Annotated in this window: 22 protein-coding genes; 10 read left to right on the top strand and 12 right to left on the bottom strand. The window is 72.5% G+C overall.

Annotation, left to right across the window (positions count from 1 at the left end):
- The 9 genes from ASD48_RS33320 to ASD48_RS33280 all read left to right on the top strand — a co-directional run.
- Nucleotides 1-242, top strand: a 242-nt coding sequence (locus ASD48_RS33320; RefSeq protein ID WP_157880756.1) for an LPXTG cell wall anchor domain-containing protein, incomplete at its 5' end; no start/stop codon positions are given.
- 221 nt (nucleotides 243-463) lie between these two features.
- Nucleotides 464-1,105, top strand: a complete 642-nt coding sequence (locus ASD48_RS33315) for a class F sortase (RefSeq protein ID WP_057605615.1) — start codon at nucleotides 464-466, stop codon at nucleotides 1,103-1,105.
- 137 nt (nucleotides 1,106-1,242) lie between these two features.
- Nucleotides 1,243-2,397, top strand: coding sequence for a SchA/CurD-like domain-containing protein (locus ASD48_RS33310; RefSeq protein WP_057605539.1), 1,155 nt, complete (start codon nucleotides 1,243-1,245; stop codon nucleotides 2,395-2,397).
- Nucleotides 2,398-2,491: 94 nt separating this feature from the next.
- Nucleotides 2,492-2,911 (top strand): cupin domain-containing protein, encoded by a 420-nt coding sequence (locus ASD48_RS33305; RefSeq protein ID WP_057605538.1) that lies wholly within the window; start codon nucleotides 2,492-2,494, stop codon nucleotides 2,909-2,911.
- Complete coding sequence (locus ASD48_RS33300; RefSeq protein ID WP_057605536.1) at nucleotides 2,908-4,176, top strand: beta-ketoacyl-[acyl-carrier-protein] synthase family protein; 1,269 nt, start codon at nucleotides 2,908-2,910, stop codon at nucleotides 4,174-4,176. The genes ASD48_RS33305 and ASD48_RS33300 overlap by 4 nt, the downstream gene beginning before the upstream one ends.
- Nucleotides 4,173-5,420, top strand: a complete 1,248-nt coding sequence (locus tag ASD48_RS33295) for a beta-ketoacyl synthase N-terminal-like domain-containing protein (RefSeq protein WP_057605534.1) — start codon at nucleotides 4,173-4,175, stop codon at nucleotides 5,418-5,420. The genes ASD48_RS33300 and ASD48_RS33295 overlap by 4 nt, the downstream gene beginning before the upstream one ends.
- 35 nt (nucleotides 5,421-5,455) lie before the next feature.
- Nucleotides 5,456-5,710, top strand: a complete 255-nt coding sequence (locus ASD48_RS33290; protein ID WP_057605531.1) for an acyl carrier protein — start codon at nucleotides 5,456-5,458, stop codon at nucleotides 5,708-5,710.
- Between the two features lies 1 nt (nucleotide 5,711).
- Nucleotides 5,712-6,191 (top strand): SRPBCC family protein, encoded by a 480-nt coding sequence (locus ASD48_RS33285; protein ID WP_057605529.1) that lies wholly within the window; start codon nucleotides 5,712-5,714, stop codon nucleotides 6,189-6,191.
- Between the two features lie 20 nt (nucleotides 6,192-6,211).
- Nucleotides 6,212-6,544 (top strand): TcmI family type II polyketide cyclase, encoded by a 333-nt coding sequence (locus tag ASD48_RS33280; RefSeq protein ID WP_057605527.1) that lies wholly within the window; start codon nucleotides 6,212-6,214, stop codon nucleotides 6,542-6,544.
- A 119-nt stretch (nucleotides 6,545-6,663) separates the two neighbouring features.
- On the opposite strand, the gene ASD48_RS33275 is transcribed toward ASD48_RS33280, so the two are convergent.
- The 10 genes from ASD48_RS33275 to ASD48_RS33235 all read right to left on the bottom strand — a co-directional run bounded on the left by ASD48_RS33275 (nucleotide 6,664) and on the right by ASD48_RS33235 (nucleotide 20,888).
- Nucleotides 6,664-7,692, bottom strand: coding sequence for a methyltransferase (locus ASD48_RS33275; protein ID WP_057605525.1), 1,029 nt, complete (start codon nucleotides 7,690-7,692; stop codon nucleotides 6,664-6,666).
- A gap of 40 nt (nucleotides 7,693-7,732) precedes the next feature.
- On the bottom strand, nucleotides 7,733-8,881 hold the full coding sequence (locus tag ASD48_RS33270; RefSeq protein WP_057605523.1) for a right-handed parallel beta-helix repeat-containing protein: 1,149 nt from the start codon (nucleotides 8,879-8,881) through the stop codon (nucleotides 7,733-7,735).
- Nucleotides 8,882-9,019: 138 nt separating this feature from the next.
- Nucleotides 9,020-9,679 carry a DUF5825 family protein gene (locus ASD48_RS33265; protein WP_057605520.1) on the bottom strand — a complete coding sequence of 220 codons (660 nt, stop codon included), beginning with the start codon at nucleotides 9,677-9,679 and terminating at the stop codon, nucleotides 9,020-9,022.
- Nucleotides 9,680-9,743: 64 nt separating this feature from the next.
- Nucleotides 9,744-11,720, bottom strand: coding sequence for a RiPP maturation radical SAM C-methyltransferase (locus ASD48_RS33260; RefSeq protein WP_057605518.1), 1,977 nt, complete (start codon nucleotides 11,718-11,720; stop codon nucleotides 9,744-9,746).
- 174 nt (nucleotides 11,721-11,894) lie between these two features.
- A complete protein-coding gene (locus tag ASD48_RS46075; protein ID WP_266720057.1) occupies nucleotides 11,895-12,017 on the bottom strand; it encodes a hypothetical protein in 123 nt (40 codons plus the stop codon).
- Between the two features lie 77 nt (nucleotides 12,018-12,094).
- The gene (locus tag ASD48_RS33255; protein ID WP_057605613.1) at nucleotides 12,095-13,918 is read right to left on the bottom strand and encodes an alpha/beta fold hydrolase; all 1,824 of its coding nucleotides are present in this window, start codon (nucleotides 13,916-13,918) and stop codon (nucleotides 12,095-12,097) included.
- A complete protein-coding gene (locus ASD48_RS33250) occupies nucleotides 13,911-15,368 on the bottom strand; it encodes an MFS transporter (RefSeq protein WP_107104458.1) in 1,458 nt (485 codons plus the stop codon). Before ASD48_RS33250 ends, ASD48_RS33255 begins: the two co-directional genes overlap by 8 nt.
- A gap of 837 nt (nucleotides 15,369-16,205) precedes the next feature.
- On the bottom strand, nucleotides 16,206-18,482 hold the full coding sequence (locus ASD48_RS33245) for a nitrate- and nitrite sensing domain-containing protein (RefSeq protein WP_057605516.1): 2,277 nt from the start codon (nucleotides 18,480-18,482) through the stop codon (nucleotides 16,206-16,208).
- Between the two features lie 223 nt (nucleotides 18,483-18,705).
- Nucleotides 18,706-19,989 carry a GNAT family N-acetyltransferase gene (locus tag ASD48_RS33240; RefSeq protein ID WP_057605515.1) on the bottom strand — a complete coding sequence of 428 codons (1,284 nt, stop codon included), beginning with the start codon at nucleotides 19,987-19,989 and terminating at the stop codon, nucleotides 18,706-18,708.
- A gap of 107 nt (nucleotides 19,990-20,096) precedes the next feature.
- Nucleotides 20,097-20,888: a DUF899 family protein gene (locus ASD48_RS33235; protein ID WP_057605514.1), complete on the bottom strand. Its 792-nt coding sequence runs from the start codon at nucleotides 20,886-20,888 to the stop codon at nucleotides 20,097-20,099.
- A 361-nt stretch (nucleotides 20,889-21,249) separates the two neighbouring features.
- On the opposite strand from ASD48_RS33235, the gene ASD48_RS33230 reads away from it, so the two are divergent.
- Entirely contained in the window at nucleotides 21,250-22,383 is a 1,134-nt protein-coding gene (locus ASD48_RS33230) for an NAD(P)/FAD-dependent oxidoreductase (protein WP_057605512.1), read from the top strand.
- 47 nt (nucleotides 22,384-22,430) lie between these two features.
- On the opposite strand, the gene ASD48_RS33225 is transcribed toward ASD48_RS33230, so the two are convergent.
- Complete coding sequence (locus ASD48_RS33225) at nucleotides 22,431-23,642, bottom strand: ABC transporter permease (RefSeq protein WP_057605510.1); 1,212 nt, start codon at nucleotides 23,640-23,642, stop codon at nucleotides 22,431-22,433.
- 202 nt (nucleotides 23,643-23,844) lie between these two features.
- Complete coding sequence (locus ASD48_RS33220) at nucleotides 23,845-24,936, bottom strand: substrate-binding domain-containing protein (RefSeq protein WP_057605509.1); 1,092 nt, start codon at nucleotides 24,934-24,936, stop codon at nucleotides 23,845-23,847.
- Nucleotides 24,937-25,049: the final 113 nt, after the last annotated feature.

Below are 25,049 nucleotides of genomic sequence, written 5' to 3'. Positions count from 1 at the left end.
CCGAGACGTACAAGGACAAGGACGACAACGGCGGTGAGCACGGCAAGGACTCCTGGAACGGCGGCAAGGAGGAGTCCGGCGGCTGGAGCAAGGAGCACTACAAGCCCAGCGGCGGCGTGCACACCGGAGGCGGCGCCCTCGCCACCCCCTCCGCGACCGCGGCCGGACTCGGCGTCCTCGGCGTCGCCGGCGCCGGCCTCTACGCCCTGCGCCGCAAGAAGACGGCCGGAAGCGTGGCCTGACCCATGCCGGACGCGATAGCGAGGCCGCGGCCGCCACCGGTACCCCCGCGTGGCGGCCCGGCTCGCTCCCCGTGCCCTGTCCGCCCCGCTGCCGTGCCCGAATGAGGTGGTCCCCGATGGCAGTTCCCCCTTCGTCCTCCCCTTCTCCCTCCGACCCCGCCGAACCCCGCGGAACCGAGCCGGCGCCCACCGAAGAGGGAACGTCCCGCGCCGGCGTGATGATGGTCTGCGCCGCGGTCGCGGTGGTCCTGGCGCTGAACCTGTTCGGCGGCGGCAACGACCCGGCGACCGGCGCCGGCAGCCCACCGCACGCCCCGCCCGCCGCCGGCTCGGTCCCCGCCGCCCGCGCACCGGACGCGCCGGCCCCGGCCGCCGGTGAAGCGGACACCGGGGACGCCGTGGGCAAGCATCTGCCGCGCTCCCGGCCCGTGCGGCTGTTCATCCCGAAGATCGGGGTCGACGCCCCCTTCGTCGACCTCGCCATCGGCCCGACCGGGCAGCTGGAGCCGCCTCCCGCGAACGACGTCAACCTCGTCGGCTGGCACGCCAAGGGAGCCTCACCCGGCGAGACGGGCACCGCGATCATCGCCGGGCACGTCGACACCAAGACCTCCCCGGCCGTCTTCGCCGGGCTCAGCGCGCTGGTGAAGGGCGACGGCTTCCAGGTCCTGCGGGCCGACGGCGTGAAGGCGTCCTTCCGGGTGGACAGCGTGGAGACCTTCGACAAGGCCGACTTCCCCAGCGAACGGGTGTACGGCGACACCTCCGAGGCGCAGGTGCGGCTCATCACCTGCGCGGGGGCCTACGACCGGCGGGTCAAGGACTACACCGACAACCTGGTCGTCTTCGCCCATCTCGTCTGACGGCCGACCGCCCAGTCACCCACGTAGTTCATCCGAGTCGCGCGCTCGCGGGGACGGGCACAGGATCGAGGAACGCTGACGTCGCATCACCGCGGCCGACGTTCACCTATCCCCTCCGCGAAGGAGATGTGCGCAGGATGACCACCACGTCCGAACGTGTTGCAGGTTCGCGGGCGCGACAGGCGTCGCAACGTGTGTCCCAGTCCGTGTTCGACGGTTCCCGGCTCCGCGTCGTCCTTCTGGTCGACGTCTACGACGGGGCCCAGCAGCAGTTCCTCGAGGCGTACGAGCAGCTCTGCAACCAGGTCGCGTCCGTCCCCGGGCACGTCAGCGACCAGCTGTGCCAGTCCATCGAGAACCCCTCCCAGTGGCTGATCACCAGCGAGTGGGAGAGCGCCCCGCCGTTCCTCGCCTGGGTCAACAGCGAGGAGCACGTGGCGATGGTGGAGCCGCTGCACAGCTGTGTGCGCGACACCCGGTCGCTGCGCTTCCACGTCGTCCGCGAGACCGGCGGTCCGGCGGTGGCCGCCGACCAGGCCAAGCGCCGGCTCCAGACGTCGCCCAGGATCGGCGACGGCGTGATCCGCCACGCGCTCACCTTCACCGTCAAGCCGGGCAGCGAGGAGATCGTCGCCAAGATCCTCGCCGACTACGCCTCACCCGAGCCGCAGGTCGACGACACCACCCGGCTGTGCCGCACCTCGCTGTTCATGCACGGCAACCGGGTGGTGCGGGCCATCGAGGTGCGGGGCGACCTGCTCTCCGCGCTGCGTCACGTCTCCCGGCAGCCCGAGGTGCGGGCCGTCGAAGAGGCCATCAACCCCCATCTGGAGCAGGACCGGGACCTCAACGACCCCGAGTCCGCACGGGTCTTCTTCACCCGGGCCGCGCTGCCGGCCGTCCACCACGTGACGGCGGAGGAGCGGCAGAACCCGCAGGCCGAGCGGTACGCCCTGTACTACCCGGCCCGGCCGGACCGCGGCATGAAGCTGGCCGAGCTGCTCGCCCGGCAGGACGAAGCGGCGGCGGACGACCCGCGCAGCCCGGTCCTGCGCAGCACGATCTTCCAGCGCGACGACGTCGTCGTACGGCTGATCGACGTGCGCGGCGGCCTCGAAACCGCCGACCCGGTACAGGCCCTCGGTCTGTCCGACCCCGGACAGGTGGCCGAGCTGACGACGCTCCAGGACGACGCCGCCGGCAAGTCCGCGTCGAAGGACGGCCGTCTCGCGCGCTTCCTCGAACTGGCGCGCATGGATCTCGTCACCGACCGCCGGTCGCCCGACGCCTGATTCGCCATCACGTGGCAGGGGCGGTGCCCCGTCCCTGCCACGTCGGTGCACCACACCATCGGAGGAAGTCGTGATCACTTCTCGTCACAGAATCATGGACCTCAGCGAGGTCGAGCCCAACACCCGGCGAGGCGGCGACCTGCGCGCCATGCTCACTCCGGCCACGGTGGGCGCCACCAGCGGTTTCATGGGCCTGGCCCTGATCCAGCCCGGCGACCGCATCGCTGAGCACTACCACCCGTACTCCGAGGAGTTCGTGTACGTCGTGTGCGGACAGCTGGAAGTGGACCTGGACGGTGAGCCGCACCCGCTCCAGCCCGAGCAGGGGCTCCTGATCCCCCTCAACGTGCGCCACCGCTTCCGCAACGTCGGCAAGGTGGAGGCCCGGATGGTCTTCCACCTCGGCCCGCTGGCCCCGAGCCCGCCGCTCGGCCACGTCGACACGGAGGAGACCGAGGGCGAGCCCGCGGTGGTCGGGGCGGAGTCGGCCGCGCGACGTCAGGTGCGCTCATGACGAGACGAGTGGCGGTCACCGGCATAGGCATCGTCGCCCCGGGCGGCATAGGCGTACCGGCCTTCTGGAACCTCCTGGCGGACGGGCGCACGGCGACGCGGGCCATCACGTTCTTCGACCCGGCGGGTCTGCGGTCGCGGATCGCCGCCGAGTGCGACTTCGACCCGGCGGCCCACGGCCTGGACGCGACGGACGTAGAGCGGTGCGACCGCTACATCCAGTTCGCCCTGGTCGCCGGGGACGAAGCGGTACGCGACGCGGGTCTCGACCTCGCCGCCGAGAACCCCTGGCGGGTCGGTGTCTCCCTGGGCACCGCGGTCGGCGGCACCACCCGGCTGGAGCACGACTACGTCGCCGTCAGCCACGGCGGGCAGCGCTGGGACGTGGACCACCGGCAGGCGGCCCCGCACCTGCACCGCGCGTTCACGCCCAGCACGCTCGCCTCGACGGTGGCGGAGCGGTTCGGGGCGCGCGGTCCGGTGCAGACCGTCTCCACGGGCTGCACCTCCGGGCTCGACGCGGTCGGGTACGCCTTCCACACCGTGGAGGAGGGGCGGGCCGACATCTGCATAGCCGGCGCCTCCGACTCGCCGATCTCGCCGATCACCATGGCGTGCTTCGACGCGATCAAGGCCACCTCCTCGAACAACGACGACCCGGCCCACGCCTCGCGTCCCTTCGACGCCGACCGTGACGGGTTCGTCATGGGCGAGGGCGGCGCCGTACTCGTCCTGGAGGAGCTCGAGCACGCCCGGGCCCGCGGCGCGCACATCTACTGCGAACTCGGCGGCTACGCCACGTTCGGCAACGCCTACCACATGACCGGCCTGACCAGCGACGGCCTGGAGATGGCCCGGGCCATCGAGGAAGCCCTCGACCACGCCCGGCTCGACGCCACCGCGATCGACTACGTCAACGCGCACGGCTCGGGCACCAAGCAGAACGACCGCCACGAGACCGCCGCGGTGAAGCGGGTCCTGGGCACGCACGCCTACGACACGCCCATGAGCTCCATCAAGTCGATGGTGGGCCACTCCCTCGGCGCGATCGGAGCGATCGAACTCGTCGCCTGTGTGCTGGCCCTGGCCAATCAGGTCGTACCGCCGACCGCGAACTACGAGACGCCCGACCCCGAGTGCGACCTGGACTACGTCCCGCGCGTGGCCCGTGAGCGCAAGCTCGCGAGCGTGCTCTCGGTGGGCAGCGGGTTCGGCGGCTTCCAGTCCGCGGTGGTCATGAACCGGCCGAGGGAGAAGACACGATGAGCGAACCCCTGCCACGCGCGGCCGTCACGGGAATCGGTGTGATCGCGCCCAACGGAGCCAGTACCGAGACCTTCTGGAAGTCCACCAGGGAGGGCATCAGCGTCCTGGAGCGGGTCGACCGCGAGGGCTGCGAGGATCTGCCGCTGCGGGTGGCGGGCCAGGTCCGCGACTTCGACCCGTCGGCCGCGATCGAGGAACGCTTCCTGGTCCAGACCGACCGGTTCACGCACTTCGCGATGGCCGCGGCCGACTTCGCGCTGGACGACGCCCAGCTCGGCCGGCCGGAGACCGACGCCGCGCCCTTCTCCGTGGGCGTGGTCACCGCGGCCGGTTCCGGCGGCGGCGAGTTCGGACAGCGCGAGCTCCAGCAGCTGTGGGGCAAGGGCAGTCGCTATGTCGGCCCGTACCAGTCCATCGCCTGGTTCTACGCCGCCAGCACCGGCCAGATCTCCATCCGCCGCGGCTTCAAGGGCCCCTGCTCGGTCGTCGCGGCCGACGAGGCCGGTGGCCTGGACGCCCTCGCCCACGCGGCGCGGGCGGTGCGCCGGGGCACCGACGTGATCGTGGCCGGGGCCACCGAGGCGCCGATCGCGCCCTACTCGGTGGTCTGCCAACTCGGCTACGAGGAACTCAGCACGGTCGACGACCCGACCCGCGCCTACCGCCCCTTCACCTCCGCGGCCTGCGGGTTCGTTCCCGCCGAGGGCGGCGCCATGCTCGTGGTGGAGGCGGAGGCCGCGGCCCGGGCACGGGGCGCGCGGGTGCAGGCCTACCTGGCCGGGCACGCGGCGACCTTCACCGGGGCGGCCCGCTGGGAGGAGTCCCGGGAGGGGCTCGCCCAGGCAGTCCGGCAGGCACTGGAGGAGGCCGACTGCGCGCCCGAGGAGATCGACGTGGTCTTCGCCGACGCGCTCGGTGTACCGCAGGCCGACCGGGCCGAGGCGCTGGCGATCGCCGACGCCCTCGGGGCGCACGGCACCCGCGTGCCCGTCACGGCGCCGAAGACGGGGATCGGCCGGGGCTACTGCGCGGCGCCGCTGATGGACGCCGCCGCGGCGGTGCTCGCGATGGAGCACGGCCTGATCCCGCCCACCCCCAACGTCTTCGACATCTGCCACGACCTCGACCTCGTGACCGGCCGGGCCCGTACCGCCGAGGTACGCACGGCACTGGTCCTGAGCCGGGGGCTCATGGGGTCGAACTCGGCGCTGGTGCTGCGGCACGGCGCCACCGACGCCTCGTAGCGAGGCGCCGCGGAGCAGCAGAGGAAGGGAATGGCATGACTGACCGCATCACCGTGGAAGAGCTGGCCGAACTCATGAAGAAGTCCGCCGGCGTCACCGTCGCCCCGGAGGTACTCCGCCGCGACGACACCGGCTTCGACAGCCTGGGCGTCGACTCGCTCGGCCTGCTGGGGATCGTGGGCGAACTGGAGAACCGGTACGGCACGCCGATGCCTCCCGACGCCGAACGCTCCAAGTCGCCCCGGCAGTTCCTCGACCTCGTCAACAGCGCCCTCCTGACAGGAGCCTGAGATGACCGGACACACCCAGAACGAGATCACCATCGCGGCGCCCCTGGACCTGGTCTGGGAGGTGACCAACGACCTGGAGAACTGGCCGCGGCTGTTCAGCGAGTACGCCTCCGTCGAGATCCTCTCCCGGGAGGGACGCAAGACGACGTTCCGGCTGACCATGCACCCGGACGAGAACGGCACCGTGTGGAGCTGGGTCTCGGAACGCGAGCCGGACCGCGACACGCTCACCGTCAAGGCCCGCCGGGTCGAGACGGGGCCCTTCGCCCACATGGACATCCACTGGCGGTACGAGGAGGTGCCGGCCGGTACGCGGATGGTGTGGACGCAGGACTTCGCGATGAAGCCGGAAGCGCCCGTCGACGACGAGTGGATGACCGACAACATCAACCGGAACTCGAAGGTCCAGCTGGGCCTGATCCGGGACCGAATCGAGAAGACCGCCGCCGAGCGCGGTGCCACCCGCGGTCTGACCGACTGAACCGGACGGAGGACAGCGCCATGCACCAAGCCCTGATCGTCGCCCGGATGGCCCCGGGATCCGCAACCGACATCGCCAAGGTGTTCGAGGAGTCCGACCGGGGAGAGCTGCCGCGGCTCGTCGGTGTGAACCGGCGCAGCCTGTTCCAGTTCGGCGACGTCTACATGCACCTGATCGAGTCCGAGCGCGACCCCGGACCCGCCATCGCCAAGATCACCGGGCATCCCGAGTTCCGGGACGTCAGCGAGCGGCTGGCCGCGTACGTCAGCGCGTACGACCCCGAGACCTGGCGTTCCCCGAAGGACGCCATGGCGCAGCGCTTCTACCTCTGGGAGCGCGAGCCGGCCGGCTGACCCCCGCCGACCGTCACCGGTCGCCGGGCCCGCGACGCCGCGGGCCCGGCGACCGGTGGTCTGCGGGGGTCTCGTCCTGGGCGGACGGGGGGATCCGCAGATCCGGGGACGCGGTCGGATCAGCCGGGGACGTGGCAGTCGAACGCGTGCAGGTAGGGGTTGACCGGGCTGATGTCGTCGATGACGAGGCCCGCCTCGGTCAGCCGGTCCACCATGCTCTGGGTGGTGTGCTTCGCCCCGCCGACGTTCAGGAGCAGCAGCAGGTCCATCGCGGTGCTGAACCGCATCGACGGCGAGTCGTCGACGAGGTTCTCGATGACCACGACCCGGGTCCCCGGGCCGCCCGCCTCACGGACGTTGCGCAGCGCGCGGGCCGTGCTCTCGTCGTCCCACTCCAGGATGTTCTTGATGACGTAGACGTCGGCCTTCACCGGAACGGACGCGCGGACGTCGCCGGGCACGACGCGCGCGCGGCCGGCGAGGTCGCCGCCCGCGAGCAGACGCGGCACCGCGTTCTCCACCACCCGGGGGAGGTCGAGCAGCGCCCCGTGCATCGACGGGTACTTGTCCAGCAGGCTGGCCACCACGTGCCCCTGGCCGCCGCCGATGTCGGCGACCGACGAGCTCCCCGTCAGGTCGAGGAACTCGGCGACGTCCCGCGCCGACTGCACGCTGGAGGTCGTCATGGCACGGTTGAAGACGTCGGCCGACTCCGGGGCGTCCTCGTTGAGGTAGGGGAAGAACTCCTTGCCGTACAGGTCCTCCACCACGTTGCGGCCGGTGCGCACCGCCTCGTCCAGCATCGGCCAGGCGTCCCAGGTCCACGGCTCGGTGCACCACAGCGTGATGGCGCGCAGGCTGTTGGGGTCATCCTCGCGCAGCAGCCGGGAGACGTCGGTGTGCGCGAAGGTGCCGTCCGGCCCCTCGGCGAAGACGCCGTAGCAGGACAGGGCCCGCAGCAGCCGTCGCAGCGGGCGGGGTTCGGTCTTGACCGCGGCCGCGAGGTCCTCCACGGCCATGGGGCTGTCGCCGAGGGCGTCGGCGACGCCCAGCCGCGCGGCCGCGCGCACGGCGGCGGCACAGGCCGCCCCGAACGCGAGTTCCCGCAGCCGCATCGACGGCGGAGGGGCAGACTGAGTGGTCGTCATGTGCCGCCTTTCTTCTTGGAGTTCGTGGGGGTCACGGGCTTCAGCACAGACCGGCGGGCTTCGACGAACGGCAGGAGTTGCCTTCGAAGGTGTTGCCCTTGCCGGTGTCCGTGTTGACGAGGTCCGGGGAGTTGCCCCGCAGCAGGTTGTCGCTGATCCGGTTCCGGTCGCTGGTCGTGCCCACGAAGCTCTTGAACAGGACGATGCCGCCGGACAGCGGGGACTTGCCGACGTTGTCCTTGATCACGTTCCGGGTGACCAGACTGTCCTCGGCGCCGGTCAGGACGATGCCGGAGCCCTGGAGGGCGTCCAGCCGCGCGGTCTTCGGGCACGACTTGTTGTTGCGCACGATGCGGTTCTCGCGCACCGTCACGAAGCCGGCCTTCGGCTTGTTCTCGTCGCCGACGACGAACACGCCCGCGCAGTTGCCCGTGAGGTGGTTGCCCGCGAGGGTCAGGTTGCGCAGCCGGCGGACGGTGACACCGATCCGGTTGCCCTCCAGCCGGTTGCGCTCGACCACGGTTCCCTCGGTGTCCGTGGCGCCCAGCTCCTCCTTGACCGTGTTGGCGAGGAAGAGGCCCGCGTCGCCGTTGTCGCGGGCGGTGTTGTGGCGGAACAGGCCGTGCACCGAGTGCTCGGTGGCGATGCCCCATACGCCGTTCTTCTCGGCGGTGACGTGCCGCACGGTCAGCCCGTCGGCCTCGGTGGCGTAGACGCCGGTCTTGGCGAAGCCTCTCACCGTCAGGGAGGCGACGGTGACGTCGTCGACGTTGTGGTCCTTCGTGCCCACGACACAGATGCCGTTGCCGCTCGCGGCACAACTGGTCGCGGCCTTCGGGCCCTTCGTTCCCTTTGAGCCCTTCGAGCCCTTCACGGCGCCCGATCCGGCGGCCGATCCGGTGCTCGGGGCGGTGCTGCCGGTGGCGGCGGCCGTCGCCGGCTCGAGCACCGTGCCGCGGCCCACGCCGCGCAGGGTGAGCCCGGGCGTGCTCACGTCGACGCTCTCGTGATAGGTGCCGTAGGTCAGCAGAACGGTGTCGCCCGGACGGGCCGAGTCCACCGCCTTCTGGATGGATTCCCCCGGGTGGACCACATGGATCCTGTGCGCGGCGACCGGCGGAGCGGCGCCGAGGCCCGTCCCGATCAGCGCCGCGGTGCACGCCAAGTACGCGATATGGCATTTCTTCATATTGTGTACGTTATGGCCGTGAGGTCCGAAAAGGCCGCTATGGGCCATCCGGCGGCGTGTCCTCCCCGCTCCGGAAGTCCGCCGGAGCGGGGCGGGCGGGCCCGGGAGAGCGCGCTCCGGGAGAGCGGGCCTGCGGACTCACACGGCCATGGCCTCCTGGAGCCAGCGGGAGACCCGGTAGGGCAGCCACCAGGCCAGCTCGCCGACGCGCAGGAGCAGGTGCTCGGCCGCGAACTCCTCCAGCACGTCGGCGGGTACGTCGGCGTGGTGCACGCCGGGACCGAGAAGGGCGATCGCCTCCCGGTAGTGGGGTTCGACGGCGGTGAAACGGCGCAGGTCCCCCCAGCGGCGGTCCCGGATCTGGACGAAGCCCGGCCCCTGACGCCAGACCAGCTTGCACAGGTAGTGGCGGGTCCGCCAGGCGTGCAGTGCCTCCTCGGCGTCGTCGAGGCCCGTGAGGGTGCGGGGCGGCTGGAGGTGGGACAGCACCTTCCACTGGTGGGCGGACTCCCGGGGCGAGAGCCGCAGGTCCCAGTCGACGGAGACGGCGCGGGCGGTGAGATCGCGGACGAGACACAGCCGGTCGACGGTCCGGCGATGCACCGCGGGATCGTCGGTGGACAGGTCGACGGGCGCGTCGAGTTCGGCGTGGCGCACGCCCAGGTCCCAGAGGCGGTCGGCCTCCCGGTCCCGCGCGGTCACCGGGAGGGAACCCAGCGACATGCCCGGCAGGTGACGGGCCTGCGGGTCGAGATCGCGCCAGGCACGTATCGCGAGGTCCGGTGCGGTGGCTGTCATGGGCGGTCCTTCGTCCGGTTCGGTGGAGCGGGGCGGTGGGGGAGGGAGGTACGGAGGCCGACGCTCAGGACGGGACGGGCGCGGGCGCGGGCGCCGGCTCGGGCTCGGGCTCGGGCGCGGCACCGGCCGGCGCCGTGGCCTCGCCGCGGGTGTGGGTGTGACGCATGTAGTCCAGACGCAGCAGGTCCTGGTTCACGGCGGCGGGGGCGAGGTGCACGTACTGGCCCGCGTCGGTGAACACCACGCCCTGCGCGACCCACTCCGTCAGGAGGGCCTCGACCTCCCGCGCCGTGCGCGGCGCGTCCCCGGCGGCGACGGCGGCCGACGTCAGCTTGCGGTGCAGCGCCACGACGGTGTGCGGCTGGTCCAGGAGCCGGAAGACCGCGGTCTCGAACGGATCGGTGAGCTGCATGGTCCGCCAGGCGAAGGACGGCCGCCTGCTGACCAGCACGATCCGGTCGCCCAGGTCGGTGTGGGTGAGGCGGGCGTCGGCGTGGTGCTTCTTCCATGCGGCGATGCCGTCGTTGAGGAGGCCGACCGTCGGTTCGGTGATACCGCGTTCGGGCGCCTGGAAGACATAGGCCAGGTCGTGCAATTCCGCCTCGGGCAGGTCGTAGGTGAACAGGTAGTGCTCCTCGGGCCGCAGCCCGGTGAAGCCCAGCTCGGGGCGCTTGAAGTAGGGGCTGAAACGCTCGATGGCGATACGGGCGGACAGGTCGACCGGTGGGTTGAGGTGTTCCAGGGCGGGGAGCTGGCGGATGACGGGTTCGTAGTCGTCGGCCGTCTCTCCGGGAAAGCCGTGCAGGTAGTTCCACGACACCGACAGTCCGGTCTCCGCCGCGTCGCGCAGCATGCGGACGTTCTGGCAGCCGCTGACACCCTTGTCCATCAGGTCGAGGACGCGGCTGTTGAGGCTCTCGATGCCCGGCTGGACGTAGATGAGCCCGGCGTCCGCCAGCACCTGCAGCTGGGGGCGCCGCATGTTGGCCTTGATCTCGATGTGCATGCGCAGGTCGTAGCCGCTGTCGACGATGCGGGGCAGCACGGTCGACAGGTAGCGCATGTCCAGGATGTTGTCGACCACGTACATGTCGAGCACCCGGTGGCGTTCCGCCAGGTCCATGATCTCCTGGTAGAAGACGTCGGGGCTCTTGCTGCGGAACTCCATGAAGGAGCCGTTCAGGCCGCAGAAGGTGCAGTGGTGCTTCTCTCCCCACCAGCAGCCGCGCGCGCCCTCGACGACCAGTTTCGGCTCCACCCAGTTGCGTGCCACGGACGCGGCGAGACGTTCGAAGTAGCCGCTGTAGTCGGGGGGCAGGATCGCACTGGGCGGCAACGGCCCGGTCGGCATGGGGTTGGCGGTGTGCCCGGAGTGCGGGGTGCGGTGGCACAGGCCCGGGACCGCCTCCACGGCGGACGGGTCGCCGTCGCGCAGCGCGGTCAGCAGCCGGGGGAAGGCGTCCTCGCCCTCGCCGCGGACCACGTAGTCCACGAAGGGGAAGTTGCGGTGGACGGCCGCGCCCTGTTCGGCGTCGCAGTTGGCCCCGCCCATCACGGTCACGACCTGCGGGGCGAGCCGCTTGATGTGCCGGGCCGCCGCCAGCGCGGCGGTGTTCTGCTGGAAGGTGGAGGTGAACCCGACCACGTCGGGTTCGAGAGCCACGACACGGCGGGCCACCTCGTCGACGAACTCCGGTACGAGGCGGTGCAGTTCGCGGGTCATGCGCATCCGGGACCGGCGCAGCTTCGACGTCATCGCATCGACGAACTGCGCGTCCCGCCACGCCGGGTCGTCGTAGAGCGCCGAGGAGAACACCCAGTCACCGCAGCCGAGGAAGTAGGAGGAGAGGGCGTAGTACTCGTAGTCCTCGGCCGTGAACTCGGAGCGGGCGGTGATCCAGTCGGTGAACTCCAGATTGGCGTGCAGCACCTCGCACGTGGCGTCCTGGACGTGATCGTCGACGCTGCGTTTCAGGATGCCGAGCGCCAGTGAGGGCAGGTCTATCGGGGACCAGGGCATGTTGACGAGAAGAACGCGCACGATGGGCTCCTTGCGCACGGGCGGCCGGCGGGACGAGAGGTGCGGGAGGCGCGGTGAAGAGCGGGGGAGTGCGGGAAGTTCGGGAGTGCGGGAAGTGCGGGAAGTGCGGGAAGTGCGGGAGTGCGGGAGGGAGCCCGGCCGGCCCAGGTCGGAGCGGGCCGGCCGGGCCGTGGCTCACTCCTCGTCGTCGCTCTCGGCGGCGTTGCGGAACGGGATGGTGATGGTGATGCCGATGCCCGGCTTCCGGTTCTCCTCGTCGCCCGCCAGCGGGTCGTTGTGGATGATGTCCTTCTGCACAGTCGTCCTCCTTCTCGGATTCATGGCGTGTTCTTCGGGCGGGTGGTGCTGTGCACGACCCGGTCCCGCTGTGTCGATCAGCGGGGCCGGGGTCCTCCCGGGCGAGCCGGGGGACGCGAAGGGGGCGCCGGCGCGGGCAGCCGCGCACGCAGGAAGGTCAGTGAGCGGCGCAGGACCGCGACGTGAGCCGCGCCGTCGTAGCCGTCGTGGCCGGTGTCGAGCCACATCTGCTCATGGGCCACGCCCGCCGCGGTCAGCGCGCCGAGGTAGCTGCGGATCTGTTCCGGCGGGCACTTGACGTCGTTGTCGGCACCGACCACGAGCAGCGGCGCCCGCACCTGCGCCGCGAAGCTGAGCGGCGAGCTGTGGGCGTAGCGCCGCGGCACCTGCTCCGGGGTGCCGCCGAACCAGCGGACGTCCAGGGCGCGCAGCGCGGGGGTGGTCAGCCGGTGGGCGGTCACCCAGTCGGCGACGGGCTTCACCGCGACACCGGCCTGCCACAGCCCCGGGCGGGTACCGAGGGCGAGCAGCACCAGATAGGCCCCCCAGGACACTCCCCACAGGGCCGTCGCCCGGTCGTCGACCAGCCCGCGACCGACGAGATCGGCGCGCACCGCGGCCAGGTCGTCCACCTGCGGATGGCCGACACCCGGTCCCAGGGTCCGCCGCCAGCGCGGACCGTAGCCGGTCGACCCGCGGTAGTTGACGCGCGCCACGGCATAGCCGGAGGCCACCAGCGAGTGCACCGTGGCGTCGTAGGCGTCCCGGTCGTGGTCGGCGGGGCCGCCGTGCACCAGGAACACGGCCGGCGGCGGTGCCTCGTCGCCGTCGGCATCCGCCCCGCCGGGCCGGCCGCCGTCGGGGCGCGGCAGGCTGAGCAGCGTGTGGACCGGGCCGTCGGGCGTCCGGGTCCACACCTCGGTGTGCCGCCCGGGGACGCGGGGCAGCGGACCGGGCGTCGGCAGGGCGACCCCGTCGGTGGCGTGCGGGACGGGCGGGTGGGCGGTGTCCGTCCACAGATAGTGCAGCCCTCCGCCCGGCCGGGGGGCGGCGTCCAGCAGGCTCCCGGCCGGAGTGGGGAGGACCCGGCGGGTTCGGTCGTGCAGGCGGACCCGGTGCAGCAGCGAGCGTCCGTGGCGCTCCTGACGCACCAGCACCTCGTCCGTGTCGGGGTACCAGCGGGCGGTGATCTCCGTGTCGAAACGGCACCAGGAGTGCGTGACCAGACCGCCGGACGGCGTCCACGTGGCCAACCGGTAGCCGTCCTCCAGCTCGTGCACCAGCAGCAGTGCGGACCGGCCGGGCCGCGGCGAGAAGCCCCGGCACCAGAACCTGCCGGCCGGACCGCGGGTCTCGGGCAGCCGGGCGACGACCCGGCCGGCCGGGGTGACGACCACGACGCTCGTGTCACCGTCGGACACCGTGGCCAGAGCCACCAGATCGCCCTCCGGGGTGACACCGCCCAGCCGGCCCTCCCCGGCGATCCCGAGGATCTCGCGCGGCACCCGGCCGCGCCGTCCGGCGAACAGCCTCGTGCCGCCGTCCCGGGACGCGAGTGCCGCGGCGACCGTCCCGTCGGCCGTCACCGCCAGACCGCGCGGCAGCGCGGCCGGGACACCGGGCAGGCCGGGCACCCGGCAGCCTCCGTCGAACGGCTGGAACCACCAGTGCCCCCGGCCCTCGGCGTCCTCGTCGAACCACCACACGTACGCGTCGGCGTCGATGGCGCAGTGCACCGTTCCCCGGGGCCGGTCCGTGACCTGCCGCGTGCTCCTGGTGGCCGCGTCCCAGGTGAACACCTCGCAACGGCCGTCGGCGTCGGCCGTCAGCACCATGCGCCGCGCGTCACGCGGGCACACCTGAGGCAGGGCGCCGAGGAAGACCGTGAAGTCGTCAGCCACGGCCGTCTCCCGTCCCGGCGGCGGCCGCGGCACCCGCGCGCAGTACGACGGGGGCCCGCAGCTGCGTGTACCCGGCCAGTGCCGCGAACAGCACGGTGACCAGCAGCGCGGGCGTGCGGGAGCTCCAGACGGTGACCAGGACGGCGGCGAGCGCCGGCGCACCGGCCGCGGCCAGGGCGGACACCGAGCCGAGCACACTCGCGGTACGGGACTGGAGCTCCACCGGTGTGCACGCGACGGCGGCGCCGGCCAGCACCACGGTGATCAGCGGCACCAGCAGGGACAGCCCGGCGAACGCCACTCCCCAGCCGACCGCGCCGTCCACCCACATCAGCGCGCAGCACGGCAGCGGCAGCAGCCAGGCGGTCACCGTCAGCAGGCGGGCCGCACCGATCCGCCGTACGGCGGGGGCCGCGGCCAGCGAGCCCAGCAGGCCGGTCGCTCCGGACACGGCGAGGACCACACCGGCCGCCGTGCTCCGCTCGTCGCCGCCCAGCCGGAACAGCGCCGTGTAGAACAGCAACGTCAGCGCGCCCCCGGCCGCTGACGTCCAGACCAGCACGAGGCGCAGCACCGGGGACCCGGCCACCGTGACCACGCCGGCTCTCGCGGCGGCGAACCGCTCGGGCCATGTCCCTCGCCGACGGGCGCCGGAGCCGGACGGCGTTGTCGGTGCGGGTGTGTCGAGGGGGGTGCGGACGGCCCGGACGCCCAGCGCGGCGACCGCGTAGGAGAGGGCGTCGGCCAGGAAGGGCAGCGGCCGGGCGAGTTGGAAGAGAGCACCGCCGAGCACCGGACCGAGGACGAGTGCGGCCTGGTCGCCCATCTGCATACCGGCCGCCGCCCGGGGCAGCTCGTCGACGGTCGCCAGACGGACGAGGGCGCCGCGTGACGCGGCCTCGTAGGCCACGGCGCACAGCCGCTCCGCCAGGGCCAGCGACACCACGACCCACAACGCGGGCCGGCCCAGACAGGCCAGCGCCAGTACCCCCGTCGCCAGGGCCGCGAGTGCCGCCGAACCCGTCATGAGGCGGCGCCGCCGTCCCCGGTCCGCCGGTACCGCGACGAGCGGCCCGAGGACGACCCCGGTGAGCGCGGCGACACTGGCCAGCGATCCCGCGGTACCGGGGCTGTGACCGAGCTGAAGGAGCAGGAGCGGGAGGACCAGCCCGGAGGCCTGACTGCCGAGCCCGTCGGCCGCGTTGACCCACCACAGGATCCTGAGGTCCCGGGACGGCCGAGCGGGCCGGGCGTTTCGTGGCGCCGGGCGGTCCGTCCGGTCCGCCCCGTGCGCAGGGACCGACGGGTCCGTCCGCTGCGTGCGGCGCGGCTCCCCGTCGGTGACGGGTCTCTCCTCGTGCGCCGGGCCGGGAGGCCGGCGGATCGGTGACGTGCCGACGTTCCCCACCCCCCGTACGCCCGGGAGGCCGCGCCGGCGGCCGGCCTCCATGTGCCGAAAGTGTGTGAACTGTGAAAGTGGGCGGGAGCCTAGCCATGACGAAACGTCAGCGACAAGTGCCGCACAGTGCGCAATCGTCGTCCGATGCGGGGATATATGGCTCAGCACCGACTGGTCATGAACCCGTGCACGTGTTCACGTGGCGCACGAGGCGGCCGGCCCGGCGCTCCTGCGGTGCGAAAGGTTCCGCTTCACATCCGCATATCGGCGGCGGCGCGGAGCGGACCTCCCGCCACGCCCGGGAGATCGCGCTCATGACCCGGCACAGGTCCGTGTGTGCCGCGTCCGGTGCCGCGGCCCCGGACGCGCCCAGGACCCGGGCAACGGTTGCGCAGCCGAACGCGGACGGCCGCGAACGCCGCCGCCGGACTCCGCCGGCGCGGCCCGGAGCGCCCCATCGCGGCCTCCCGCGCCCGCGGCGACCTCGGGAGGTATTGGCCGACAATCCGCTCTGCGGGCCGGTGACGCGCTGGACGGCGCGACGAGAGCGACTGATCCGGACCGTCGATGGCCGGAGGCGACGCGGCCCGAGCACGGTGGTCCCCGTGGTACCGGGCGGTCGCCCTGCTTACGCGCGGCCACGCCCTCCGCCGACTGTCGTCGGGCGTCGGGCCTCGGGCGTCCGGCGTCGGGCGTCGGACCGCCGGCGGTCCGGTCCGGATGAAGTGGCGCCGCAGCCGCTGGATCACCCGGCGACGCGGACCGTCGTGCACCGACTCCGGCAACTGGCCCCCGACGGACGCCTCGACGGGCCCTCGGACACCGGCCCGCGGGACCGACCGTCGCTCGGCCGACCGTCGCCGCCGGGTGCGGGTCCGGAGGCGGCTGTCAGCCGGTGCGCGGGCGGCGGCCGTTTCGGGGGGCGCGGCGGGAGAGCCGCCGTGGACGGGCGCGGGATGTCATCGCCGGCTCGGCGACCGACGGCCCCGTGACCGATGGTTCGGCGGCGGACGGCCCGGCGGCCGATGGTTCGGCGGCGGACGGGGCGTCGGCGGGCCGTCTCCCGGGCGGTTCGTCCTGCCACGACTCGTAGTCCGTGAAGGCGTCACCGGAGTCCTGGCCGCCGGCAGAGACCGTGGCACCCGCGTACTCGGGCCGCTGCACGTTCTTGAGCAGGGCCAGCGCCAGGGTGTCGGAGTCGGGCAGGGTGCCCGGCAGGGGCCGGGTGACCGTGGCGGGCAGCATCACGAGGGACGTCGTGCCGGACTTCTCGCCGGAGGGCCGCAACCGGACCAGGATGCCGTGCCGTTCGGCGAGCCTGCCGACCACGAACAGCCCCATGTGCTGGGAGATGCCGACGTCGACGGTCGGCGGGTCGGCCAGCTTGCGGTTGATCACCGCGAAGTCGTCCGCCGCCAGCCCGATGCCCTCGTCGTGGATCTCGACCGTGATCCTGCCGTCGGGGAGCCGCACGGCGGTCACCCGCACCTCCGAGTGCGGGGAGGAGAACACCGTTGCGTTCTCCAGCAGTTCGGCGAGCAGATGCACGAGGTCGGGCACGGTCCGGCCGTCGATCTGGGCCTCCGGCAGCCCGGAGAGCCGGATGCGCTCGTACTGCTCCACCTCCGAGCAGGCCGCGCGGACGACGTCGACCAGCGGTAGCGGCCGGTCCCACTGCTCGGCGGGGCGTTCGCCGCCGAGCACCAGGAGGTTCTCGCCGTTGCGGCGGACCCGGGTGGCGAGATGGTCGAGCCGGAAGAGGTTCTCCAGCTGCTCCGGGTCGGTCTCGTTGTCCTCCAGGCTGGTGATGAGGGCGAGCTGACGTTCGATCAGGGACTGGCCCCGGTGCGAGAGGTTGGTGAAGATCGCGTTGATGTTGCCCCGCAGCAGGGCCTGTTCGGCGGCGAGCCGGACGGCCTCGCGATGGACGAGGTCGAAGGCGCGGGCCACCTCGCCGATCTCGTCGGTGGTGTGGATCGGGATCGGGACGACCCGGGTGTCCACCTCGCCGGAGTCGGGCCGGGACATCTGGTCGACGAGAGCGGGCAGCCGTCGACCGGCGATCTCGATCGCGGAGGCGCTGAGCCGGCGCATTCCGGTGCTCATCGTGCGGGCCACCCAGGAAGCCAGCAGAAAGGCCACGAGCAGCGAGGCGAGCACGAGCGCCGCGTTGACGACCGCGTCCCGGCGCGCGTCGTCGGCGATGGCGTGGGCGCTCGTGAGCGCGGCGTCGGTGAGGTTCACCTGGATGCCCCGGTAGGCGTCGAAGCCCAGCGTGGACGCGGCGAAGAACGACTCGGGTGTGATGCCCCGCGCGGCCAGCTCCCCGGCCGGCTTCCCGTCGGCGATCTCGGCGATCATCACGTCGATGCCGGGCGGGGCGACGAACGTCCGCCCCGCCGCCGCGGCCTGTGCGGCCGCGGCGGCGGTCTGCTGTCTGCCCCGCTCCTCGGCGGCGGCGAGCGCCTGCTGGAGCCTCGTCACGTCCTCGGTGGTGCCGGCGCCCACGTACTCCTGGAGCCCGACCTGTTCGAGGTAGGCGTACGAGCGGAACGAGGCGAGCTGGGAGGCGAGTTCGCCGGGGGCCAGCCGGTCGCGGTCCTCCACCAGCAGATGGGTCCCGATGGATCGGATCAGGGACTCGGCGGCCTGGGTCAGGGACACGGCGTAGAGCGTCCGGCCGATGCTCGCCTGGCTGCTGCTGCCGAAGCCCAGTTCGTTCGAGATCTCCATCAAGGGGTGCTGGACGGTGTGGTAGCTCTCCTCGGTCCGCACTCCGGACATCCGGGAGGTGAACGCGTTGGCCCGTACGGCGGTGAGTTGTGCCTCACCGGCGCGGACCAGCTGGACGCGCCGGACGAGGCCGGCGGTCTTCGGCATCCGGCCGACCGCCGCGTCGAACACCCGCGCGTCCGCGTCGGTGATCTTCCGGGCCTGTACGACGGTGTCGGAGGTCCTCGCGCCCGTCAGCAGGGGGATGACCGACAGATCGCGCTCGTTGATCGCGTCGCTCGCGTATTTGTTCGCCGCTTGGATCAATTCCGCCACGCGCACCGCGTCGTCCGCGTCCTGCCAGGTGTCGACGGAGCGTTTCACCCGTACGCCACCGAGTACGAGGGCGACGAGCACGGGGATCAGCAGCACGGCCCGAAGCCGTCTGGCCACGGGCCAGTTGCGGGTGAAGGGCTTTCTTCGTCCCTCAGCCGCGGGTGAGTTCTTCGGCACGATCGACCTATCGCCTCTGGAGCGCCTCGCGCGTGACGCGCCGGGTACCCCTCACTACGACGCGTGGGCGGCACTGCGTTCAAAAGTGGTGCAACTTTCATCTAAGACGTCGGTCGCGCACCCAGGACGTCGGTCGCGCACACGCGGAACCGGTGCGGCGCGGTCAGAACCAGTGCAGACAGTGCGGGGGACGCTCGGCGCGGAAGAGGGCGTCGGCCAGGACGGCGGCGCCCGGGCGGTGGGCCCGGATGTGCCCGGCACGGACCAGCGTGCTCGGGGCGGTGCCGCCGAGGTAGACCGAGCCCAGGTCGCTCACGTCCAGCGAGAGGTCGGGCTCCCGGTCCGTCGGGACGCAGCCGGCCTTGCCGTCCCGGACGGTCAGCAGGTAGCGGCCGCGCTCCCCGAGGAACGGGTCGTCGACGTCGAGGACCAGCTCGCCGTCCGTGAACCAGCCGCGGGCGGTCAGCGCGCGCGGGACGTCCAGCAGCCGGACCCAGAGCCAGTCGGTGTCGTCGCTCACCTGACCGGCCCGGAAGTCCGCGAACTGCCAGCGCAGCGGGTGCTCGGGCGGGAAGTGCCGGAACACGACCTCACCGACCAGGTCGTGTCCGAGCACGAACCGGGCCAGGGCCGTGAAGACGGCGTCGTCGACGGCGATGGTCTCGTCGACGGTCAGGGTGTCGCGCTCGCCGAGGGAATAGCAGGCGTACCCGTCCGGGACGCCGTCGGCGTTCCGGTGGACGGCGACGTAGCGTGCCGCCGGGGCGATCGGGGGCTGTCCGGCGCGCACGGCCCACCAGCGGTGCGGTCGGGACAGCGCACCGGGCTGCGCGCGGCGGTACCGGTCGTAGACCTCTTCCAGGATCTCGCCGCACTCGGCACGCCGCAGCAGCTCGATCGTGCCGGATGCCGTGCCGGATGCCGTGCCGGATGGGGTGCCGGATGCCGGGCCGGACGTCGGCCCGGAAACCGGTGCGTCGGCCGTGGCGCGCGCCCGGGGGAGGGCGAGATCCCCCTTGTGGCGCGGCACCGTCAGCCGCCGGGTGTAGGTCGCCGGTCCGTAGCCGAACCTGCGGTATATCAGGGCCTCGGAGGCCAGCAGCACTGAGAGGAACTCCCCTCGGGCCCGCAGCCCGGTGAGCTGATGCCGCATCATCGCGCCGAGCACGCCCTGGCGCCGGTGCGAGGGCAGGACGCCGACGGCGGTCACCCCGGCCGCCGGTACGGGGATCGCGCCGGGCAGGGTGAGCTCGAAGGAGTACGCGCCCGCGGTGCCTACGGGCTGCCCGTCCGCCGTCACGGCGAGCAGGTTGCGGTCCATCTCCAGCGCGGCCCACCAGACTCCGCCGCCGCCCTCGGCCGGGGTTTCCGGGAAGCGCCCGAACGCGGCGTGGAGCGTGTCGACGAAGACGCCGAGGTCCTGGTCGGTCGTGGGGCGGATGTCCATCGCTGCCGCAGCCTGCCCTTCGGATACCGGCACCACACCGTGTGACGCCTCGCCACAGTGCAGCGTCGGCCCGTGGCCGGGTCAACCGGATTTCCGCCGACGGGGCGTCAGTGGTGGGGGCCGTGCCGGCCGAGGGTCTCCACGGGGGTCGCGCCGGGGCGGGTCCACTGCGGTACGGGGCGGCTGGTCGGGCCCCAGGTGGCGTTGCCGTCCGCGTCCGTGCGCCAGGACCAGCACGGGCTGCCCCCCTCGGGCCGGCCCTCGGGGTTGTCCTCCCACGCCTCGCCGCGGCCGTAGGGCGTCCGGTCGAGCAGGGCGAGGGACCCGTTGACCGGCTCGTTGCCGCGGCCCGTCGTGGAGTAGGTGAGGAACGTGCGGTCGCCGTCGCGCAGGAAGCAGGTGAGGTAACCCATGTCGCCGCCGACCGGCGCCGCCACCTCACGCACCGAGTACCAGGGCTGGGTGTAGCCCATGAACTCGACGTAGGAGGCCACCTCGTCCCAGCGGCCCGTGGTCAGGATCGCGAACGAGACGCCGCGGGCGTTGAGATAGACGGCGTCCTTCAGGTGCCAGGCCGTGGTGGTGCAGCCCTCGCACTGCCCCTGGTGCGGGGTGTCGTCGTACCACATGTGTTTGTAGACCATGAGCTCGTCGCGGCCCTGGAACAGGTCCAGGAACGGGACCGGGCCCTCGGGTCCGACGACCTCGACCGTCCCGTCGAACTCCACCATCGGCAGTCGGCGCCGGGCCGCCGCGAGGGCGTCGCCCTCGTGGGTGTGGGCCTTCTCGCGGACCAGGAGCTCGTCCCGGGCGGTCTGCCAGGTGCCCAGGTCGACGACGGGCGGGCGGCCGGGCGGCGAGGTGGCCGGATCGTGCGGATCGTGCGGGGTGGTCGTCATGCTGTCCTCCGTCGGACCTCGTGCCCGCCGTCCCGGGCGGGCGGGCGTGCTGCCTCGTGCGGGTGGGTCCCGTGCCGGGCAGCGGCGTTCGGCGTTCGCCGTACGGCGTCCCAGGACGCTCACGAAGGGAGACTCGCGACGCGTCCGGAACTCATCGCGGCGGGCGGCGGGCGATGGGCGGATGGCGGCGAGCGATGGGCGATGGGCAATGGGGGGGGCGGGCCGCGCTGTCGGTCGCCTGTCGGGATCTGCCGGGGGCTGTCGGTGCGATGTCGGCGGCTTGTCGGCACCGGGCCGGAACCTTGCGGAAGATCCTGCCGGGTGCCCGTCCGGCAGCCGCGCGACACGCAAGGGAATCACCATGACCACTGACGTCACGATCATCGGCGCCGGACTCGGCGGACTGACGCTCGCCCGGGTCCTCCATGTCCACGGCATCACCGCCACCGTCTACGAGGCGGAGACCTCGCCGAACGCCCGTGCCCAGGGCGGGATGCTGGACATCCACGAGGACAACGGACAGCCGGCGCTGCGGGCGGCGGGCCTGCTGGAGGAGTTCCGCGGCCTCGTCCTGGAGGGCCGCCAGGCGACGCGGATCCTCGAGCGGGACGGGACCGTCCTGTTCGAGGACCCCGACGACGGCACGGGCGGCCGCCCCGAGGTGCAGCGCGGCGAGCTGCGGCGGCTGCTGCTCGACTCGCTCCCGGCCGGCACCGTCCGGTGGGGCCACAAGGTCAGCGGGGTCCGTGCCCTCGGCGAGGGACGTCACGAGGTGACCTTCGCCGACGGCGGCACCGTCGTCACGAGCCTGCTCGTCGGCGCGGACGGCGCGTGGTCGCGGGTCCGGCCGCTGCTCTGTGCCGCCTCGCCCGCGTACACCGGCATGTCGGTCGTCGAGATGTACCTGTTCGACGGCGACACCCGCCACCCCGACCGCGCGAAGGCGGTCGGCGGCGGGTCCCTGCTCGCGCTCGCCCCGGGCAGGGGAATCGTGGCGCACCGGGAGAAGGGCGACACCCTGCACGTCTACGCGATGCTCAGCGAGCCGCAGGACTGGTTCGCCGCCGTCGACTTCACCGACGCCGCCGGAGCCGGTGCGCGGATCGCCCAGGCGTACGAGGGCTGGGCGCCGGAACTCACCGCCCTGATCACCGACGCCGACACCGCGCCGGTCCTGCGCCCCCTGCACGCGCTGCCGATCGAGCACCGGTGGGACCGGGTGCCGGGGGTGACCCTCCTCGGTGACGCCGCCCACCTCTCGGTCCCCAACGGCGAAGGCGCCAACCTGGCCATGTACGACGGCGCCGAACTCGGCAGGGCCCTCGCCGCGCACCCCGACGACGTCGAGGCGGCGCTCACCGCGTACGAGCGGGCCATGTTCCCCCGCAGCGCCGAGGCCGCCGCCGACGGCACCCGGCTGCACGAGCTGATGTTCGGCGACCTCGCGCCCCACGGCCTGATCGCGGCGTTCGTCGAGGACGAGCAGATTCGGTGACCCCCCGTTCGTGGAACGGTCACCGGGACCGTTCCACGAACGTCCCCTCACGCCCGTCTGCGGGTGGCCTGGGAATGCCGCGACAGCGAGTCGATGATCACCGCGGCGAAGAGCACCCCGCCGGTGATGACGAACTGCACGGCCGGGGGAGTGTCCGTGATGGCCATGCCGGAGGCGATCGACTGGATGACCAGCATGCCGAGCACCGCCGACCAGGTCGACCCGCGCCCGCCGAACAGGCTGGTGCCGCCGATGACGGCTGCCGCGATGGCGTTGACCAGCAGCACGCCCGACCCCGAGCTCTGGCTCACCGAGGTGATGCGCGAGGCCAGGAACAGGCCGCCGACGGCGGCCATCGTGCCCGAGGCCGCGAGCACCGCGGTCTGCACCCACGTCACGCTGAGGCTGGCGCGGCGGGCCGCCTCGACGCTGCCGCCGAGCGCGTAGACCTGCCGTCCGTAGGGGGTGCGGCGGAGCACCACGTCGAGACCGGCCACCACCACGAGGAAGATCAGCAGGGCGAGCGGCAGCCCCTGGAACCGGTTGAGCAGGTACGCGACGCCGAAGGCGACCACGGCGACCGCCGCGGTGCGCAGCGCGATGGCGCGCGCCGACCGGTGCGGCATACCGATGGCCCTGCGGCGCCGCCGGTCGCGGTCGCAGACGAGGAAGACCGCGCCCGCGGCGACCGCCGCCAGGCCGTAGGCCACGGCGTCGTCGGTGAAGTAGTAGCTGGTCAGCTTGGCGACGAGCCCGTTCTCGTCGAGGTTGACGGTGCCGCTGTCCCCGAGGACGGAGAGCATCAGGCCGTTCCAGGTGAGCAGCCCGGCGAGAGTGACCACGAAGGCCGGCACCCTGGTTCTGGCGATGGAGTAGCCCTGGACGGTTCCCGCCACGGTGCCCGCCAGCACCGCGACGATGAGCGCGAGCCACTCCGGCACCCCGTTGTTCACGTTCAGCACGGCGAAGACGGCCGCCGCGAGCCCGCTGATCGAGCCGACGGACAGATCGAGTTCACCGAGCAGCAGCACGAAGACGATGCCGACCGCGATCATCCCGGTGCCCACGATGTCCACGCTGAGGTTGGACAGGTTGCGGGGCGAGAGGAAGTTCTCGTTGAGGGACTGGAAGGTGATCCAGACGACGGCGAGGACGAGGACGACGGGCAGTGAGCCCAGTTCACCGGCGCTCAGCCTGCGCCGCAGGACCGCGGGCCCGCTCCGCACGGCACGGGCGGCGGCCCGCACGCGGGTCACCACCTCGCCTCCGCCACGGCCGGCCGTGCGGGCGTGCCCGGTGCGGCGCCGGTGACGGCCCCGGGCGCATCGCCCCCGAGCAGGGCGGCGGAACGCCCGGAGCGAGTCTCCGGCACGGAAACCATCTCCTTCCCGAGGGCGTCGGCTCCGGCGGCGGCGTCGGATCGCCGCGTGTCCTGCCGACACGGTGTCCGTTCGATGCGGGTCAGGTCAGTCCGGCCCGCTCGCAGGCGGCCCGGAGCTGCGGCGTGCAGATCTGCCGGACGGTGTGCAGGCCGTCCTTCACCACCGTGTCCTCGATGTTGTCGACGGTCACCGACACGGGCGTGAGCAGTACGGCGGCGACCGCTTCCCCGCCGCGCGTCGGCACCTCGGCCGTGGCCACCTGCCCGAGACTCTCCCCCCGGACCGCGGCGACCGCCATGGCGCCGCCGGCGGCGGCCTCGGGGCCGAAGGGCTTGAAGACGGTCATGTACTGGTCGCCGCCGACGATGCGCCGCAGGGCCGAGAGCTCGGCGTCCTGCCCGGTGACCGGGGGCAGCGGGTCGACCTTGTTCGCCTTGAGGGCGGAGATGCTCCCGGCGGCGAGGCCGTCGTTGGCCGCGTAGACCCCGTCGATCGACTCGACGCCGAGGGCCGCGATGGCCCCGGACATGTTCATGTGCGCGGCCTCCCTGCGCCACTGGAGGGTGTCGTAGGCCTTGCCGATCTTCACCTTTCCCTCGAGCACGGACAGGGCGCCGTCCTGGAACGACTTGGTGTTCGGGTCGCTGGGGTCGCCGTTCATCATGACGATCTCGGCGCCGGGCACCTTGTCGCCCATCGCCGTCAGCAGCGCCCGGCCCTGGAGCCTGCCGACCTCCTTGCCGTCGAAGGAGACGTAGCCCGAGATGGGGCCCTCGGAGAGCCGGTCGTAGGAGATGACGGGGATGTCCGCCTCGTGGGCCTTGGTGACCGCCGGGCCGAGCGAGCGGGCGTCCACGGCCACGAGCACGATGGCATCGACCCCCTTGGTGATCATCGAGTCCATCTGTTCCTGCTGGAGGGCCACGTCGCCCTTGGCGTTGGCGTGTTCGACCGCGCAGTCGGGGCACAGTTCGTGGATCTTCTTCTCCAGCAGTGGCCTGTCCTGGGTCTCCCAGCGGGGCGTGGTGACGTCCGGCAGCAGCAGACCGATGCGCTGCCGGCTCCTGTCGGTGCCGGGTTCGTCGGGGGAGTCCGCCCCGCAGGCCGTCAGGACGATCGCGGTGGAGACCGCGGTCACCGCGGCGGCTGTGTCCCTGATGCAGGCCTTCATGGGTGGTACCTGCCGTAGACGACAATAGGGTGGGTAGCGGTGGATATGTTCGGTTGATCCTTATATGCGATTCTGGTGGGTGGGTGCCCCGATCTCAACCTGTCGGCACCTGC

Source organism: Streptomyces sp. Root1310, assembly GCF_001426425.1.
Lineage (GTDB): Bacteria > Actinomycetota > Actinomycetes > Streptomycetales > Streptomycetaceae > Streptomyces.
This window is presented reverse-complemented; position numbering and strand designations above follow the sequence as displayed.